This is a genomic window from Nocardia asiatica NBRC 100129, from assembly GCF_000308415.1.
Lineage (GTDB): Bacteria > Actinomycetota > Actinomycetes > Mycobacteriales > Mycobacteriaceae > Nocardia > Nocardia asiatica.
Window position 1 is genome coordinate 1 of record NZ_BAFS01000238.1, and the last position, 13225, is coordinate 13225.

Genomic DNA, 13225 nt, shown 5'->3' on the forward strand with positions numbered 1-13225 from the left:
CATCGCCGGGCTGCCGGAGCTGGGACTCACGGGCATCGGCGTCGCCACGTCGCTGGTGTTCCTGATCACCTTCGGCGTGTTCTGGGCGATGGTGTGGCGCGACCAGGAACTCGGCCGCACCCTGCCGATGACTCCGCTGCCGGTGCGGTGGACGACGATCCGCGCCGAGCTGAAGCTGGGCACGCCGATCGCGCTGACCTACGGCTCCGAGGCGGGCATGTTCTCGGTGCTCGCCCTCGTCATGGGCAGCATCGGACCGGCGGCGCTGGCCGCGCACAACGTCGTCTACCAGATCATCTACATCGTCTTCCAGGTCGCGATCGGCCTCTCGCACGGTGCGTCGATCCTGGTCAGCCACGCGGTGGCGCGCGACGAGCACGTGCACGCCCGCGCGCTGGCCTGGCTCGCGCTGCGCCATGCCGCGGTGATCGCGGCGGTGACCGGCGCGGTGTACGTGGTGGCGCCGGATCTGGTGCTGCGGCCCTTCCTGGAGTCCTCCGACACCGACACCATCCGGATCGCGCACACCTTGCTGCTGATCGGCATCGTGCTGCAGTTCTTCGACGCCGCCCAGAACATCGGCACCGGTTTGCTGCGCGGTCTCAAGGCGACCAACGCGGGCTTCCGGCTGTCGCTGATCGGGTACTGGGGCGTCGGCCTGCCCGTCGCCCTGCTGCTGGCGTTCCCGGCCGGCTTCGGCGCCGCGGGCGTCTGGTGGGGCCTCACCGCGGGCCTGGCCACCACCGCGGTCCTCATGCTGCGCCGCTACTTCGCGCTGCTCGACGGCATGGAGCGGGATCGTCCTCGCCTGCTCCCCGAAACCCTCACCACTCCCAGCTGACCGGCCCGTCACCACGTCTCGGCCCTCGTTCCCCTTCGGACCACATCCGGAACAGGAACGGGGGTCGAGTGCGTTCTCGCGCCGGTTCCGAGTAGGGCGGAGATCGCCGAGCACGGCCGCGACGGGGCGCCGGTCACGTAACGTTGAAGCGTCGTCGGTGGAGTTGGCGAGGTCGTGTGCGAACTTCGACTCGAGCGGTTCGACTCGAGCGGAGGTCGACACCCTGCGCGACCCCGGATCGGGAGGTGCCAGGTGCTGAGCGTGTTCTCCTCGCCGGGACACTACGTGCAGGGCCGGAATGCCACCGCCGCGCTCGGCGCCGAGATGACCCGGCTCGGCATCGGCGGTCCGGTGCTCATCGTGTGCGGTTCCAGCGCGTTTCGGCTGCTCGCCGACACCTGGGAGCGCTCGCTCACCGACGCGAAGATCGCCTATTCGATCCACCTGTCCGGCGGGGAATGCAGCAGGGCGGAGATCGGCAGGATCACCCGTGCCGTCGAAGAGACCGGCAGCACGGTCGTCCTCGGCGCGGGCGGTGGCAAGGTGCTCGACGCGGCCCGCGCGGTCGCCGACGATCTCGACCTGCCGATGATCAGCTGCCCGAGCACCGCCTCCAGCGACGCGCCGTGCAGCGCGCTGTCGGTGATCTACGGCGAAGCGGGCGAGTTCGAGGCGTATCAGCTGGTCCGGCGCAACCCCGCGCTGGTGCTGGTGGACACGTCGGTCATCGCGCAGGCGCCGCCCCGGCTGCTCGCCGCGGGCATGGGCGACGCCCTGGCCACCTGGTTCGAGGCGCGCACGTGCAGCGCGGCCCAGGTGCGCAACATGCGCGGCGGGGCCTCCACGCGCAGCGCCACCGCTTTGGCCGAACTCTGCTACCGCACCCTGCTGGCCGACGGTGCGCAGGCGCTGACCGCCGTCCGCACGCACAGCGTCACCCCTGCGCTGGAACGCGTCGTCGAGGCGAACACGCTGCTGTCCGGGCTCGGTTTCGAATCGTCGGGGCTGGCCGCCGCGCACGCGGTGCACAACGGTCTCACCGCCGCCGCGCGGACGCGCCCTTTCCTGCACGGTGAGAAGGTCGCGTTCGGCACCCTCACCCAGCTGGTGCTCGAAGGCGCGCCCGCGTCGGAGATCGACACGGTCCTCGGGTTCTGCGCCGAGGTGGGCTTGCCGACCACACTGGCTGCGCTCGGACTGCCAGACGCCGACGACGAGACGCTGTCGGCAATCGCGAGGCGCGCGACCGCCGCGGGCGAGACGATCCACAACGAACCCTTCCCGGTGGACCCGGCGATGGTGGTGGACGCTCTGCGCACCGCCGACGCCCTGGGGCAGTGACCAATCCCACATCGGCGCACGTTTCCCCAGCTTTCGACACCGAAAACTCACCTTCCCGCAAGCGTGTCTTCATCAACCGTCGGGAAACCTGTCCGTAACCGACGCTATCGTTGCGACGGAGCCAAGCCAATGGCGGGCAAACCGCCAGGAGGAGTTCGGTCCGGTGTCCATCACCAGAGTCGCGGAGTACCCGCGTCCGGATCACGTGTTGTTCCACTTCAGCGACACACATCTCATCGCGGGCGACGACCCCCTGTACGGCGATGTCGACGCCGACCTGCGGTTACGCCAGCTGCTCGAACAGGCCGCGGCGAGCCGGATCCGCCCGACCGCGATCGTGTTCACCGGCGACCTCACCGATCGGGGCGAACCCGCCGCGTACGCCAAGCTGAAGTCGATCGTCGAACCGTTCGCCAGAAGTTTGCAGGCACCCATCGTGTGGGTCACCGGCAATCACGACGACCGCGCCGCCCTCCGCGCCCGCCTGCTCGGCGAATACCCCACCACCTCCCCGCTGGACCGGGTGCACCTGGTCGACGGCCTGCGCATCATCGCCCTGGACACCTCGGTCCCCGGGCATCACTACGGGGAGATCTCCGACGACCAGCTGGAGTGGCTGCGCTCGGTGCTGGCCGAGCCCGCGCCCTTCGGCACCATCCTGGCCATGCACCACCCGCCGGTGCCGTGCGTGGTCGACCTCGCCGTCACCGTGGAACTGCGGGATCAGCGCAGGCTGGCCGACGTGCTGGACGGCAGCGACGTGCGCGCCATCCTCGCCGGACACCTGCACTTCTCCACCAGCGCCACCTTCGCGGGCATCCCGGTCTCGGTGGCGTCGGCCACCTGCTACAGCCAGGATCTCGGCGTGGCGCAGGGCGGCCTGCGCGGCCGGGACGGCGCGCAGGCCTTCAACTACGTGCACGTCTACCCGGATACCGTGGTGCACTCGGTGGTGCCCATCGAGCGCGGCCGCACGGTCGGCGTTCCCGCCACGCCGGAGGAGGCGCAACAGCGGCTCGCGGAGGAGGGCGTCGTGATCCCGCCCGCCGGCCGCATCCCGCACGTCATGCGGCGCCCGGCGTCGACTCCGGAATCGGACGACGAGGCGGTGTACTGAACCGCTCCCACGGCGCCGGGTCGGGAAAGTACCCGGCCAGGAACTCCGAGACGATCCGCACCCGCTCGGACTCGGCGACCTCGGGGAAGCTGCCGTCGTTGAGACAGAAGAAGTCGACGTCGCGACGGCGGGCGAGCCCGTCCAGCAAGGCCAAGCCGCGGTAGCTGGTCGTGTCCACGTAGCACGCCTTCGCCGCCTCCTGCGGCACCGCGCGACCGGTCAGCATGGCGTAGTAGTGATACAGCGAGTTGGTCACCGAGATGTCGGTGGCCGCCCGGAACCGGCTCGCGCTCGTGCGCGCGAAATCCGCGGCGAATTCCTCTTCCATCTCCAGCAGCACGCTGCGCCGCAGCGGCGCGGGGGTGTGCTCGAGGTGCCGGGTGATGACATAACCGAAGCGATCGGCCAGCAGCGCCCGGTTCACCCGCGCGGCGTTCTCGAAGCCGCTGCGCCGCTCGTCGTTGCGTCCCGGACCGATCCGGGTCTCCGCTTCGATGAACCGGCTCACCCCGCCCGGGGTGAAGAACATCGACGGACGCACCGGCCGTGCGAAGAACATGTCGTCGTTGGAGTACAGGAAGTGCTCGCTGAGCCCGTCGATGTGCTGCAGCTGACATTCCACGGCGTGCGAATTGAACACCGGCAAGCCGCTCACGTCACGGAAGTGGTCCACCGCGCGCACCACGGTCACCTTGGGATGCGCGGTCAGCCAATCCGGCGGCGTGGAGTCGGTGGCGATGAAGATCCTGCGGATCCACGGCGCGTTCTTGTGCACCGACCGCAGGGCGTATTTCAGTTCGTCGATCTGCCGGATCCTGGCGTCGGCGTCGTCGCCCTCGCCGACCACGACCTGGGCCAGCATCCCGGCGCGGCGGGCCCGGAAATCGGGATCGGAGCCGTCCACCCAGGAAAACACCAGGTCGATGTCGAAATCGACGTCGCCGGTCTGCGGGGCGAACATGTCCACCAGGGTCGGCCAGTTCCGGTCGAACAGCCGCACCTGCGCGCGCTGCACGTCGGCGAGATCGAATACCTCCCGGGTCAGCGCGTTCGGGCGCGGGCAGGTCACCGTGTCGCCGTGGTACTCCCACAGTTCCAGCTCCACGTGGTGTGCCGGATCGTGGTCGCGCCCGAGCCGGAACACGTTGTGCCGCAATTCCACACACGAGAATCCCGCCGACATCGCGGCGGCCGTCACCCGGCGGACCATCGGGCGGTGCGCCGCGTCGGCCGCGAGCACCAGCCGGTGGCCGCTGTCGCGCACGAGCAGGAACGGCACTTCCGCCGCTGCCAGCTCCGCGCGCAGGTACCCGAGATCCTCGATCGTCGCCGCGGACACGGCGAGATTGCCCGCCATGCGCCGCGTCACCATCTCGACGGCCCCTGAATTCACTGCTCCCCTGTCCACCATCACTGTCTCCACATCCGTCGATCCGCCGGTTTCCGAGTCGTCCGGGGCACCGCGCCGAGCCGTGAGTCCGCCGATGGCGAGACATCGACGAGAGATGACCGCGCTCGGCGCGGTGACATTCAGAAATGGGGAAGGGCGCCGAAGCGGGTGCGCGAATTGATCACCTGGTATGCAGACGACTGGTAGACCATTTCGTTTTCACCTCACTCACGGCCGGACGCGCGAAGCGTCATGGTTGGAAGCGCTGCCCTCGTGTGGGAACGAGCCGAAGACACGGGTGCACCGCGAGCCGGACAGTCATCGGCCGGCAGAAATGTGGTCTGCCCAGAAAACACCGGGCACCACTACGAATGATGCAACGCGGTGGAGATTCCGTCAATCGGCGCAGCTGAACCGCCCGCGTCCTGCCGCCGCCGTCCGGCTGCGCGGGAAAGCCGAGGCGTGGCATCCCCTGGGCTACACAGTTAGGATAGGCTCACCATATTGACTGGAGAAAGGTAGCGCCGGTGCGTGTCGTCATCCTGTTCGGAACCGAGATGGGCACCGCGGAGTCCGCGGCCGACAGCATCGCCGAAGAACTCCGCGGGGCGCACGACGTCTCGGTGCACGACATGACGGACTTCGACATCGCGGAGCTGGACTCGCGCGACTTCCACGTCGTCGTGTGCTCGACCTACGGCGACGGCGACCTGCCGACCGGCGCCGAGCCCTTCTACGAGGCGCTCGACCGCCACCGCCCGGACCTGCGCGGCCTGCGGTTCGCCGTGTTCGGGCTGGGCGACACCGTCTACGGCGACACGTTCAACCGCGGCGGCGAGATCATCGCCGAGCGACTCGTCGAGTGCGGCGCCGGCCAGGTCGGCGAGCACGCGCGGCACGACGCGTCGACGGAGGTCCGCGCCGAGGACATGGCTCGGGAATGGGCCGCCACGCTCGACATTCCCGCGCTGGTCTCGGCCTGATCGCCGCCGGGCTCGGGCAGCGGATCACGCGGAAGTGGTCCGGACAAAGCGCACAGCGCCAGCGGACAAGTGGCACAGCACCTTAGACTGCTATCAAGCGCGGCACAGCCCGCCGCGCTCGACGATCCATGAGGTGACGAAGATGGCAGCCGGAGCGAGCCCCGCCCAACGTCAGCACAACTCGACAGATCATCCCGAGCTGGACGTGCTTCCGGAATGGCCGCTGGAGACGATCGGCGTGCTGGTGACGACCGATCCCGCGCCGCACGCGATTCCGGTCTCCTGGCCGGTGCGGGCCGGTGATCGGCGGATTCTGCTGAGCCTGAAGTACGACCGCGGTTCCCTGGCCCGGCTGCGCGAGCATCCCGAGGTGGCGCTGCTGATCCTCGGCAGCGGCAACGTGGCGATGTGCGCCAGGGGCACCGCGCACGTGGTCGCCGAGCAGATGCCCGGCGCCGACGACTACGTCGCCGTCCGCATCGACGTCGACGTGATCGATGACCACCGCCAATCGGCCTTCGCGGTCGTACAAGGCATTCAGCGCACGGTGCTCGACGACGAAAGCGAACTGCGCGCGCTGCAGAGCCGGGTCAGCACGTTGAAATCCTGGGCAGACCACCAGAACTGAATCAGCCCGGCAGCTCCGGGCAGCAAGGAAGAGGCGGCACCGTCCGTGCCGCGCGGAAGGGGAACATGAGCGTCACTCTGGCCAAAGGCGGCAACGTCTCGCTGTCGAAGCAGGCGGCGAATCTCACCAAGGTGTCGGTGGGGCTCGGCTGGGACGTGCGCACCACCACCGGCGCCGACTACGATCTCGACGCCAGTGCGCTCGCCTGCGGGCCGAACCTGAAAGTGCTGTCCGATCAGCACTTCATCTTCTACAACAACCTGCGCTCGCCGGACGGATCCATCGAGCACACCGGCGACAATCTCACCGGCGCCGGTGAAGGCGACGACGAGGTGATCAACGTCGACCTCACGGCCGCGCCGCCGGAGATCACCAACATCTTCTTCCCGGTGTCCATCCACGACGCCGACGCGCGCGGCCAGTCCTTCGGCCAGATCCGCAACGCCTTCATCCGCGTCGTGGACGCGGGCACCGGCGTCGAACTGGCCCGCTACGACCTGTCCGAGGACGCGTCCACCGAAACGGCGATGATCTTCGGCGAGCTCTACCGCCACAACAGCGAGTGGAAGTTCCGGGCCATCGGCCAGGGCTACGCCTCCGGCCTGGCGGGCATCGCCCGCGACTACGGCGTCAACGTCTGAGCGTTCGAGTCGGCTGCGGCTGCCGCTCCAGGTGTCCGGCAAGGCTCGCCTGGACGATAAGGCGTCAGCCGCAACAGAACGGGTCGTCGCATGGGTCGCCGACTTCGCTGCCGTATGCCGCGAAGCCCTGAACGGGTGCCACGACCTGCGCGGCGGTGTGGGGATCGAGGGTCGGGGCGGGGTCGGTCGGACGGCCCCAGGCCGGCGGGGTGTCGTCCATGTCGAAACGTGGCGTGCCGTCGATGAACAAGGTCCACAGCGGGTGGTCGGGGAAGCCGTTGATCCGCATGACCCACCAGTGGCCGTCGACGTCGGCGGCGACGGGGAACCGGGCTGTGCCGGTCCGGCGCCACCGCGGTCGCGCGTGAAGTTCGGGGTAGGGCATCGTTTCAGTGTCCCCGACCCAGCCGTCCCGCACAGGTGTCCGGTTCTCGGCCTACTCGTTCGCCTCCGGCCAGAAGTCTCGCCAATCCTCGGCGGTGAGGGGAAGGCGCTCGCCGCGATCCTTCTCCGCCGCGTCTTCGGCCGCGCGAATGGCGGCGGCGAAGGCGAGTGTCGCTTTACGGAGACGTTCTTCGGCGCTTTCCGGCCCGCCGAGGCGCACGACGCGCAGCGCGTCGGGTACGAGATCGGCGGGCAGGCCCGCTTTGGTGCTGCGGGAAATGATCTTCTCCGCGAGCGCGAGAGCGGGTTGCGCCATGGCGATGCCGTCCAGGCAGGAGCGGCGGGACTTCTCGGCGGATTTGCGTTCTTCCCACGCGCGTTCCTGGGCGGCGATCTTCTCCGCCACCGAGGCGGACGGGTCGATCGCGGCGTCCACCAGGTGCGGGCTGCGGTTGACCAGCTTGGCGACCAGCGCGGCGGCGACGTCGTCGACGGTGAACTCGCCCGCGGCCTCGGCGATCCGGGAATGGAACAGCACTTGCAACAGCAGGTCGCCGAGTTCCTCCTTGATCGTCTCGGCGTCGCTGTGCTGGATGGCGTCGAGCAGCTCGTAGGTCTCCTCGAGCAGGTACGGGCGCAGCGAGTCGTGGGTCTGGGTGACCTCCCACCCACCGAAATGCCAGAGACGGTCCATGACCTCCACCGCCCCGGCCAAACCCGCCGCGACCACCGCCGTGTCCGTGCGCGGCATGGCGTCGCCGTTCGGCGCGGCGCGATCCACGCCGTCGGCGCCGCGCTCGGCGGCACGATGACGGGCAGCTCGCAGGACCGACTCGGCGCGATCGGTCGAACTCATCGTGCGGCCATCTCGGCGGCGACGGTGAGATCCACCGCGCCCTGCGCCTTCCCGTCCAACGCCAGCAGCAGATCGGCCACGAACTGCAACAGCACCACATCCCGGACGCGCTCGGCCCCCACGCTGTCCTGCACCCGCGGCAACGGCAGCTGCACCACCCCGGACGCGGCGCGGTAGCCCGCACTCGGGTAGAGCCGCTTGAGACGCAGCTGCTTGGAATCCGGCAGATGCAGCGGCGAGATCTTCAAAGTCGTTCCGGTGACCGCGATTTCGGTGACCTCGTACTCGCGGGCGAGCAGCCGCAGCTTGGCCACCGAGACCAGGCGGCCCACCTCCACCGGCAATGGGCCGTACCGGTCGACCAACTCGTCCACGACCAGCGCCAGCGCCGAATCGTCCTGCGCCGCAGCCAGTTTGCGGTATGCCTCCAGGCGGAGCCGATCGCTGGCGATGTAGTCCGGCGGGATGTGCGCGTCGACGGGCAGGTCGATGCGCACCTCCTTGACCTCCTCGGTGGTGATCGGCTTGCCGTCGGCGGCGGCGCGATACGCCTCGACCGCCTCGCCGACCAGGCGCACGTACAGGTCGAAGCCGACGCCCGCGACATGCCCGGACTGCTCCGCGCCGAGCACGTTGCCCGCGCCGCGGATCTCCAGGTCCTTCATCGCGACCGCCATGCCCGCGCCGAGATCGGAGTTCTGCGAGATGGTGGCCAGCCGGTCGTAGGCCGTCTCGGTGAGCGGCTTCTCCGGCGGGTACAGGAAGTAGGCGTAGCCGCGCTCCCTGGAGCGCCCCACCCGGCCGCGCAGCTGATGCAGCTGTGAGAGTCCCAGCGCGTCGGCGCGTTCCACGATCAGCGTGTTGGCGTTGGAGATGTCCAGGCCGGTCTCGATGATCGTGGTGCACACCAGCACGTCGTATTCGCGCTGCCAGAAACCCTGCACGGTGGACTCGAGCGCGTCCTCGTTCATCTGGCCGTGCGCCACCACCACCCGCGCCTCCGGCACGAGGTCGCGAATCCGCTTGGCCGCCTTGTCGATCGATGACACCCGGTTGTGCACGTAGAAGACCTGGCCGTCGCGCAGCAACTCGCGCCGGATCGCCGCGGTGACCTGCTTGTCGTTGTAGGCGCCCACATAGGTGAGCACCGGGTGACGCTCCTCCGGCGGGGTGAGGATGGTCGACATCTCGCGGATACCGGCCAAGCTCATCTCCAGCGTGCGCGGGATCGGGGTCGCCGACATGGTGAGCACGTCGACGTGCGTGCGCAGCGCCTTGATGTGCTCCTTGTGCTCCACGCCGAACCGCTGCTCCTCGTCGACCACGACGAGGCCGAGGTCCTTCCAGCGCACGCCGGTCTGCAACAGCCGATGCGTGCCGACCACGATGTCCACGCTGCCGTCGGCCATTCCCTCCAGTACCGCGCGCGCCTCGGCCGGATCGGTGAAGCGGGACAGGCCCTTCACGGTGATCGGGAAGCCCGCGACGCGTTCGCTGAAGGTCTGCAGGTGCTGTTGGGCGAGCAGCGTGGTCGGCACCAGCACCACGACCTGCTTGCCGTCCTGCACGGCCTTGAACGCCGCCCGCACCGCGATCTCCGTCTTGCCGTAGCCGACGTCGCCGCAGACCACGCGGTCCATCGGGACCGGTTTCTCCATGTCCGCCTTGACCTCGGCGATGGCGGTCATCTGGTCGACGGTCTCGGTGAACGCGAAAGCGTCCTCCATCTCCTGCTGCCACGGCGTGTCCGGCCCGAAGGCGTGGCCCGGCGCGGCCTGGCGGGCGGCGTACAGCTGCACCAGCTCGCCCGCGATCTCGCGAACCGCCTTGCGCGCCTTGCGCTTGGTGTTGGCCCAGTCCGAGCCGCCGAGCTTGGACAGGCTGGGCATCTCACCGCCGACGTAGCGGGAGAGCTGATCCAGGGACTCCATCGGCACGAACAGCCGGTCGCCGGGCTGGCCGCGTTTGCCCGGCGCGTACTCGATCACCAGGTACTCGCGGCGCGCGCCGCCCACGGTGCGCTCGATCATCTCGACGAACTTGCCGATGCCGTGCTGGTCGTGCACCACCATGTCGCCCGCGCTCAACGCGAGCGGGTCGACCTGGTTGCGGCGCTTGGCCGGCATCCGCTTGCCCTCGGCGGGCGCGGTGACCCGGTTGCCGGTGAGGTCGGACTCGGCGACGACGACCAGACCGGCGTTCTCGAACACCAGACCGTCGTGCAGCGAACCGCACAGCACGCCGACCACGCCGTCGTTCGGCTCGGCCCCCGGCTCCAGCGCCGCGGCGGGCACGTCGGCATCCGCCAGCCGTTCCAAGATGCGCTGCGCCGTGCCGTGACCGGCGACGACCACGACGGCCCTGCCGCCGGTGGCGACGTGGGCGCGCAGCGAGGCGAACATGGTCGCCACCAGTTCGTCGGACCCACGGGCGGCGGGGCCGGGCAGCACCGGCAGCACGACCTCCGAGGCGTCGCCGGAAGTGAGCGGGCTCAGCGTCCACCAGGGCAGACCCTGCCGGCCGGCGCTGGCCTGGACCTCCGGCAGCGGACGGTAGGCCGAGGCGGCCAGGTCGAGTCCGTGCCCGCCCAGCGGCGCGGCGCCGCCGAACGAGGCCGCGGTCCAGGATGCCTCCAGGAATTCCTCGCCGGTGCGCACCAGGTCGGCGGCGCGGGTGCGGATCTTCTCCGGATCGCACAGCAGCACGTGGGTGCCCTCGGGCAGCACCTCGGTGAGCAGGCGCAGTTGACCGGGCCGCAGCACCGGCAACAACGCCTCCATGCCCTCTACCGGGATGCCCTGCGCCAGTTTCTCCAGCATTTCCACCAGCGCCGCGTCGGCCGCGTTCGCGACGGCGACCTCGGCCGCCCGCTCCCGCACCTGCGGGGTGAGCAGCAGCTCCCGGCACGGCGGCGCGACCACCACGTCCACCGCCACGTCGGGCAGGGAGCGCTGGTCGGCGACGGCGAACGGCCGCAGCTCGGTGACCTCGTCGCCCCAGAACTCCACTCGCACCGGATGGTCGGCGGTGGGCGGGAACACGTCCAGGATGCCGCCGCGCACCGCGAACTCGCCGCGCTTGCCCACCATGTCGACCCGGGTGTAGGCGAACTCCACCAGCCGCGTGAGCATGTCGTCGAAGTCCAGCTCGGCGCCGACCCGCAGCACGATCGGCTCGATCTCGCCGAGCCCGTCGGCCATCGGCTGCATCAGCGACCGCACCGTGGTCACCACCACGCGCAGCGGGGCGGGGAAATACGGGTCGCCGGGGTGCGCGATCCGGCGCAGCACTTCCAGCCTGCGCCCCACCGTGTCCGCGCCCGGCGAGAGCCGCTCGTGCGGCAGCGTCTCCCAGGACGGGAACTGCGCGACCGTGGGACCGAGCATCTCCTCGAGCTCGACGGTCAGGTCGTCGGCCTCCCGCCCCGTCGCCGTCACCACCACCAGCGGCCGCGCGGCCGCCACTCCCGCCGCGACGAACGGGCGCACCGCCGACGGTGCGACCAACTCGACCGACGAGGTGTCGATCAGCTCCGCGACGGTCCGTAGCGAGGTATCGGCACCGGCCGCGGCGGCCAGTCCCGCCAGCGGGGGGCGGTGGGTGGACATCGACAACTCCTGAGCGCAGGCGACACGATTCGAGCGGCCAACCGAGTCTAGTTAAGCGGGCCACTCGTTTTTTCAGCGCCTGCGGTGACGTCGGTCAGCGGCCGCCTCCGGTGCACGCCGAAACGACCGACGCGGGCCCATCCGTCACCGATGCGGCAATCACCCCCAGGCCGCTCCCTCGCCCACCGGGGTTCATCCCCGCGGGCGGACCCTTCGCCGGCACGGCGATGATCTCGGGGCGAGGGCTCGCTGAGGCGGCCCTCACTCCACAGACATCTCCTTCGATGCACCGGGCGACTGCAATCGGTCATTCCGTCGCGGGGCGCGCTACCATGGCCGCGCCCCGGCCCGGCGACCGATCAAGAGCGCCGGGATCGAGCGGCACTGCGGGATCTGATCCTGGACGCCGTCCGCCCACCTACAAGCCCAGCGCACCGCAACCACGTCTTCCGAGCGAAGCGAGACCAAGCATCCGCCGTTCGCCGCCCGCTCGCGTCTCAGCGGCCGCCGCATAGACGACGAAGGAAAAGCGGCGTCAGAGACGAGCCAACAGCGCTAGCGCCACGCGGCGAAATCCGACCACTTGCACCGCGTGCACCCGATAGCGAGTGCCATGCCTACACGCTCAGCGCACCCCAACCACGTCTTCCGAGCGAAGCGAGACCGAGCATTGCCCGTTCGCGGCCCGGCTCGCGTTTGCGCGGCCGCCGCGCAAGCGACGAAGGAGCAAGCGGCGGCCGCGCAAACGCGAGCCACAAAGGGGCCGCGAACACCCAGCGCCGCAGGCGCTGGAAAAGTTACGGCACGTAGCGCCGCAATCTTCTTGCGGCGAATTCCCGGAAATACGAGAGCTTTTCCGGCGGGACGATGGCGGGGAGCAAGAAGTACCAGGCGCGTTCCATTCGGACCGCCATCTGGTCGATGGACTCGGTGCCGACGGCGATAATGTGCACGCCCGCCGCCATCTCCTGCCACAGCAGGCCGATGACCTCCGCGTCCAGCTCGGCGATGAGGTCGCCCTGGGCGATGGCTCGTTCGGCGAGCAGGCGGTAGGTGTCGCCCCAGTTCTTGGCGATGTTGTCGCCTTGGGCGCCGCGATAGTCGCCGATCTGGTGGGTGAGCTTCAGCATGGCGCCGACCATCGGGTCGTTCATCGATAGATCGGCGACGACGTAGGTGATGCCGATGCACGCTTCCAGCGCGGGCACCCGGGGATCGAAGAAGCCCTGACACGAGCTGGTGAGTCGCTCGTTGCCCTGGTCGACCACGGCGCGCGCCAGTTCTTCCTTCGAACCGAAGTGAAAGTACAAGGCGCCCTTGGTCACATTGGACTGCGCGATGATCTCGCTCAGGCTCGCATTCGCATATCCCAAGCGCAGAAAGACATCGGCAGCGCCCGCCAGGACGGAATCGCGGGTGATCTCCGCGCGCGCTTG

The 13225-nt window shown here is 69.5% G+C and carries 11 protein-coding genes; 6 read left to right on the forward strand and 5 right to left on the reverse strand.

From position 1 onward, the window contains the following. The 3 genes from ON27_RS23365 to ON27_RS23375 all read left to right on the forward strand — a co-directional run. A partial coding sequence (locus ON27_RS23365; RefSeq protein ID WP_043731833.1) for an MATE family efflux transporter occupies positions 1–841 on the forward strand: 841 nt, incomplete at its 5' end. Positions 842–1093: 252 nt separating this feature from the next. After that, positions 1094–2182: a glycerol dehydrogenase gene (locus ON27_RS23370; RefSeq protein ID WP_043731835.1), complete on the forward strand. Its 1089-nt coding sequence runs from the start codon at positions 1094–1096 to the stop codon at positions 2180–2182. Between the two features lie 163 nt (positions 2183–2345). Next, entirely contained in the window at positions 2346–3299 is a 954-nt protein-coding gene (locus ON27_RS23375; protein ID WP_043731837.1) for a phosphodiesterase, read from the forward strand. Here the strand turns inward: ON27_RS23375 and ON27_RS23380 are convergent. After that, positions 3247–4710: a stealth family protein gene (locus tag ON27_RS23380; protein ID WP_043731840.1), complete on the reverse strand. Its 1464-nt coding sequence runs from the start codon at positions 4708–4710 to the stop codon at positions 3247–3249. The genes ON27_RS23375 and ON27_RS23380 overlap by 53 nt on opposite strands. 506 nt (positions 4711–5216) lie before the next feature. Between ON27_RS23380 and ON27_RS23385 the strand changes: the two genes are divergently transcribed. From ON27_RS23385 to ON27_RS23395, 3 genes are all read left to right on the forward strand, one after another. Continuing rightward, positions 5217–5672, forward strand: coding sequence for a flavodoxin domain-containing protein (locus tag ON27_RS23385; protein ID WP_043731843.1), 456 nt, complete (start codon positions 5217–5219; stop codon positions 5670–5672). A 142-nt stretch (positions 5673–5814) separates the two neighbouring features. After that, positions 5815–6300: a hypothetical protein gene (locus tag ON27_RS23390; RefSeq protein WP_051046928.1), complete on the forward strand. Its 486-nt coding sequence runs from the start codon at positions 5815–5817 to the stop codon at positions 6298–6300. 65 nt (positions 6301–6365) lie between these two features. Beyond that, complete coding sequence (locus ON27_RS23395) at positions 6366–6941, forward strand: TerD family protein (RefSeq protein ID WP_043731846.1); 576 nt, start codon at positions 6366–6368, stop codon at positions 6939–6941. A 64-nt stretch (positions 6942–7005) separates the two neighbouring features. On the opposite strand, the gene ON27_RS23400 is transcribed toward ON27_RS23395, so the two are convergent. The 4 genes from ON27_RS23400 to ON27_RS23415 form a co-directional block, all read right to left on the reverse strand. Further along, on the reverse strand, positions 7006–7326 hold the full coding sequence (locus tag ON27_RS23400) for a hypothetical protein (protein ID WP_043731855.1): 321 nt from the start codon (positions 7324–7326) through the stop codon (positions 7006–7008). A 51-nt stretch (positions 7327–7377) separates the two neighbouring features. Continuing rightward, positions 7378–8076 (reverse strand): nucleoside triphosphate pyrophosphohydrolase, encoded by a 699-nt coding sequence (locus tag ON27_RS23405; RefSeq protein ID WP_043731857.1) that lies wholly within the window; start codon positions 8074–8076, stop codon positions 7378–7380. Positions 8077–8177: 101 nt separating this feature from the next. Next, positions 8178–11789, reverse strand: a complete 3612-nt coding sequence (mfd, locus tag ON27_RS23410; protein WP_043731849.1) for a transcription-repair coupling factor — start codon at positions 11787–11789, stop codon at positions 8178–8180. Positions 11790–12586: 797 nt separating this feature from the next. Continuing rightward, a partial coding sequence (locus ON27_RS23415) for a TetR family transcriptional regulator (protein ID WP_245560069.1) occupies positions 12587–13225 on the reverse strand: 639 nt, incomplete at its 5' end.

Coding starts and splice junctions, on each gene's coding strand:
- mfd (WP_043731849.1), bottom strand. CDS start 11,789: ATGTCCACCCACCGCCCCCCGCTGGCGGGACTGGCCGCCGCGGCCGGT.
- ON27_RS23405 (WP_043731857.1), bottom strand. CDS start 8,076: ATGCCGCGCACGGACACGGCGGTGGTCGCGGCGGGTTTGGCCGGGGCG.
- ON27_RS23395 (WP_043731846.1), top strand. CDS start 6,366: ATGAGCGTCACTCTGGCCAAAGGCGGCAACGTCTCGCTGTCGAAGCAG.
- ON27_RS23380 (WP_043731840.1), bottom strand. CDS start 4,710: ATGGTGGACAGGGGAGCAGTGAATTCAGGGGCCGTCGAGATGGTGACG.
- ON27_RS23390 (WP_051046928.1), top strand. CDS start 5,815: ATGGCAGCCGGAGCGAGCCCCGCCCAACGTCAGCACAACTCGACAGAT.
- ON27_RS23400 (WP_043731855.1), bottom strand. CDS start 7,326: ATGCCCTACCCCGAACTTCACGCGCGACCGCGGTGGCGCCGGACCGGC.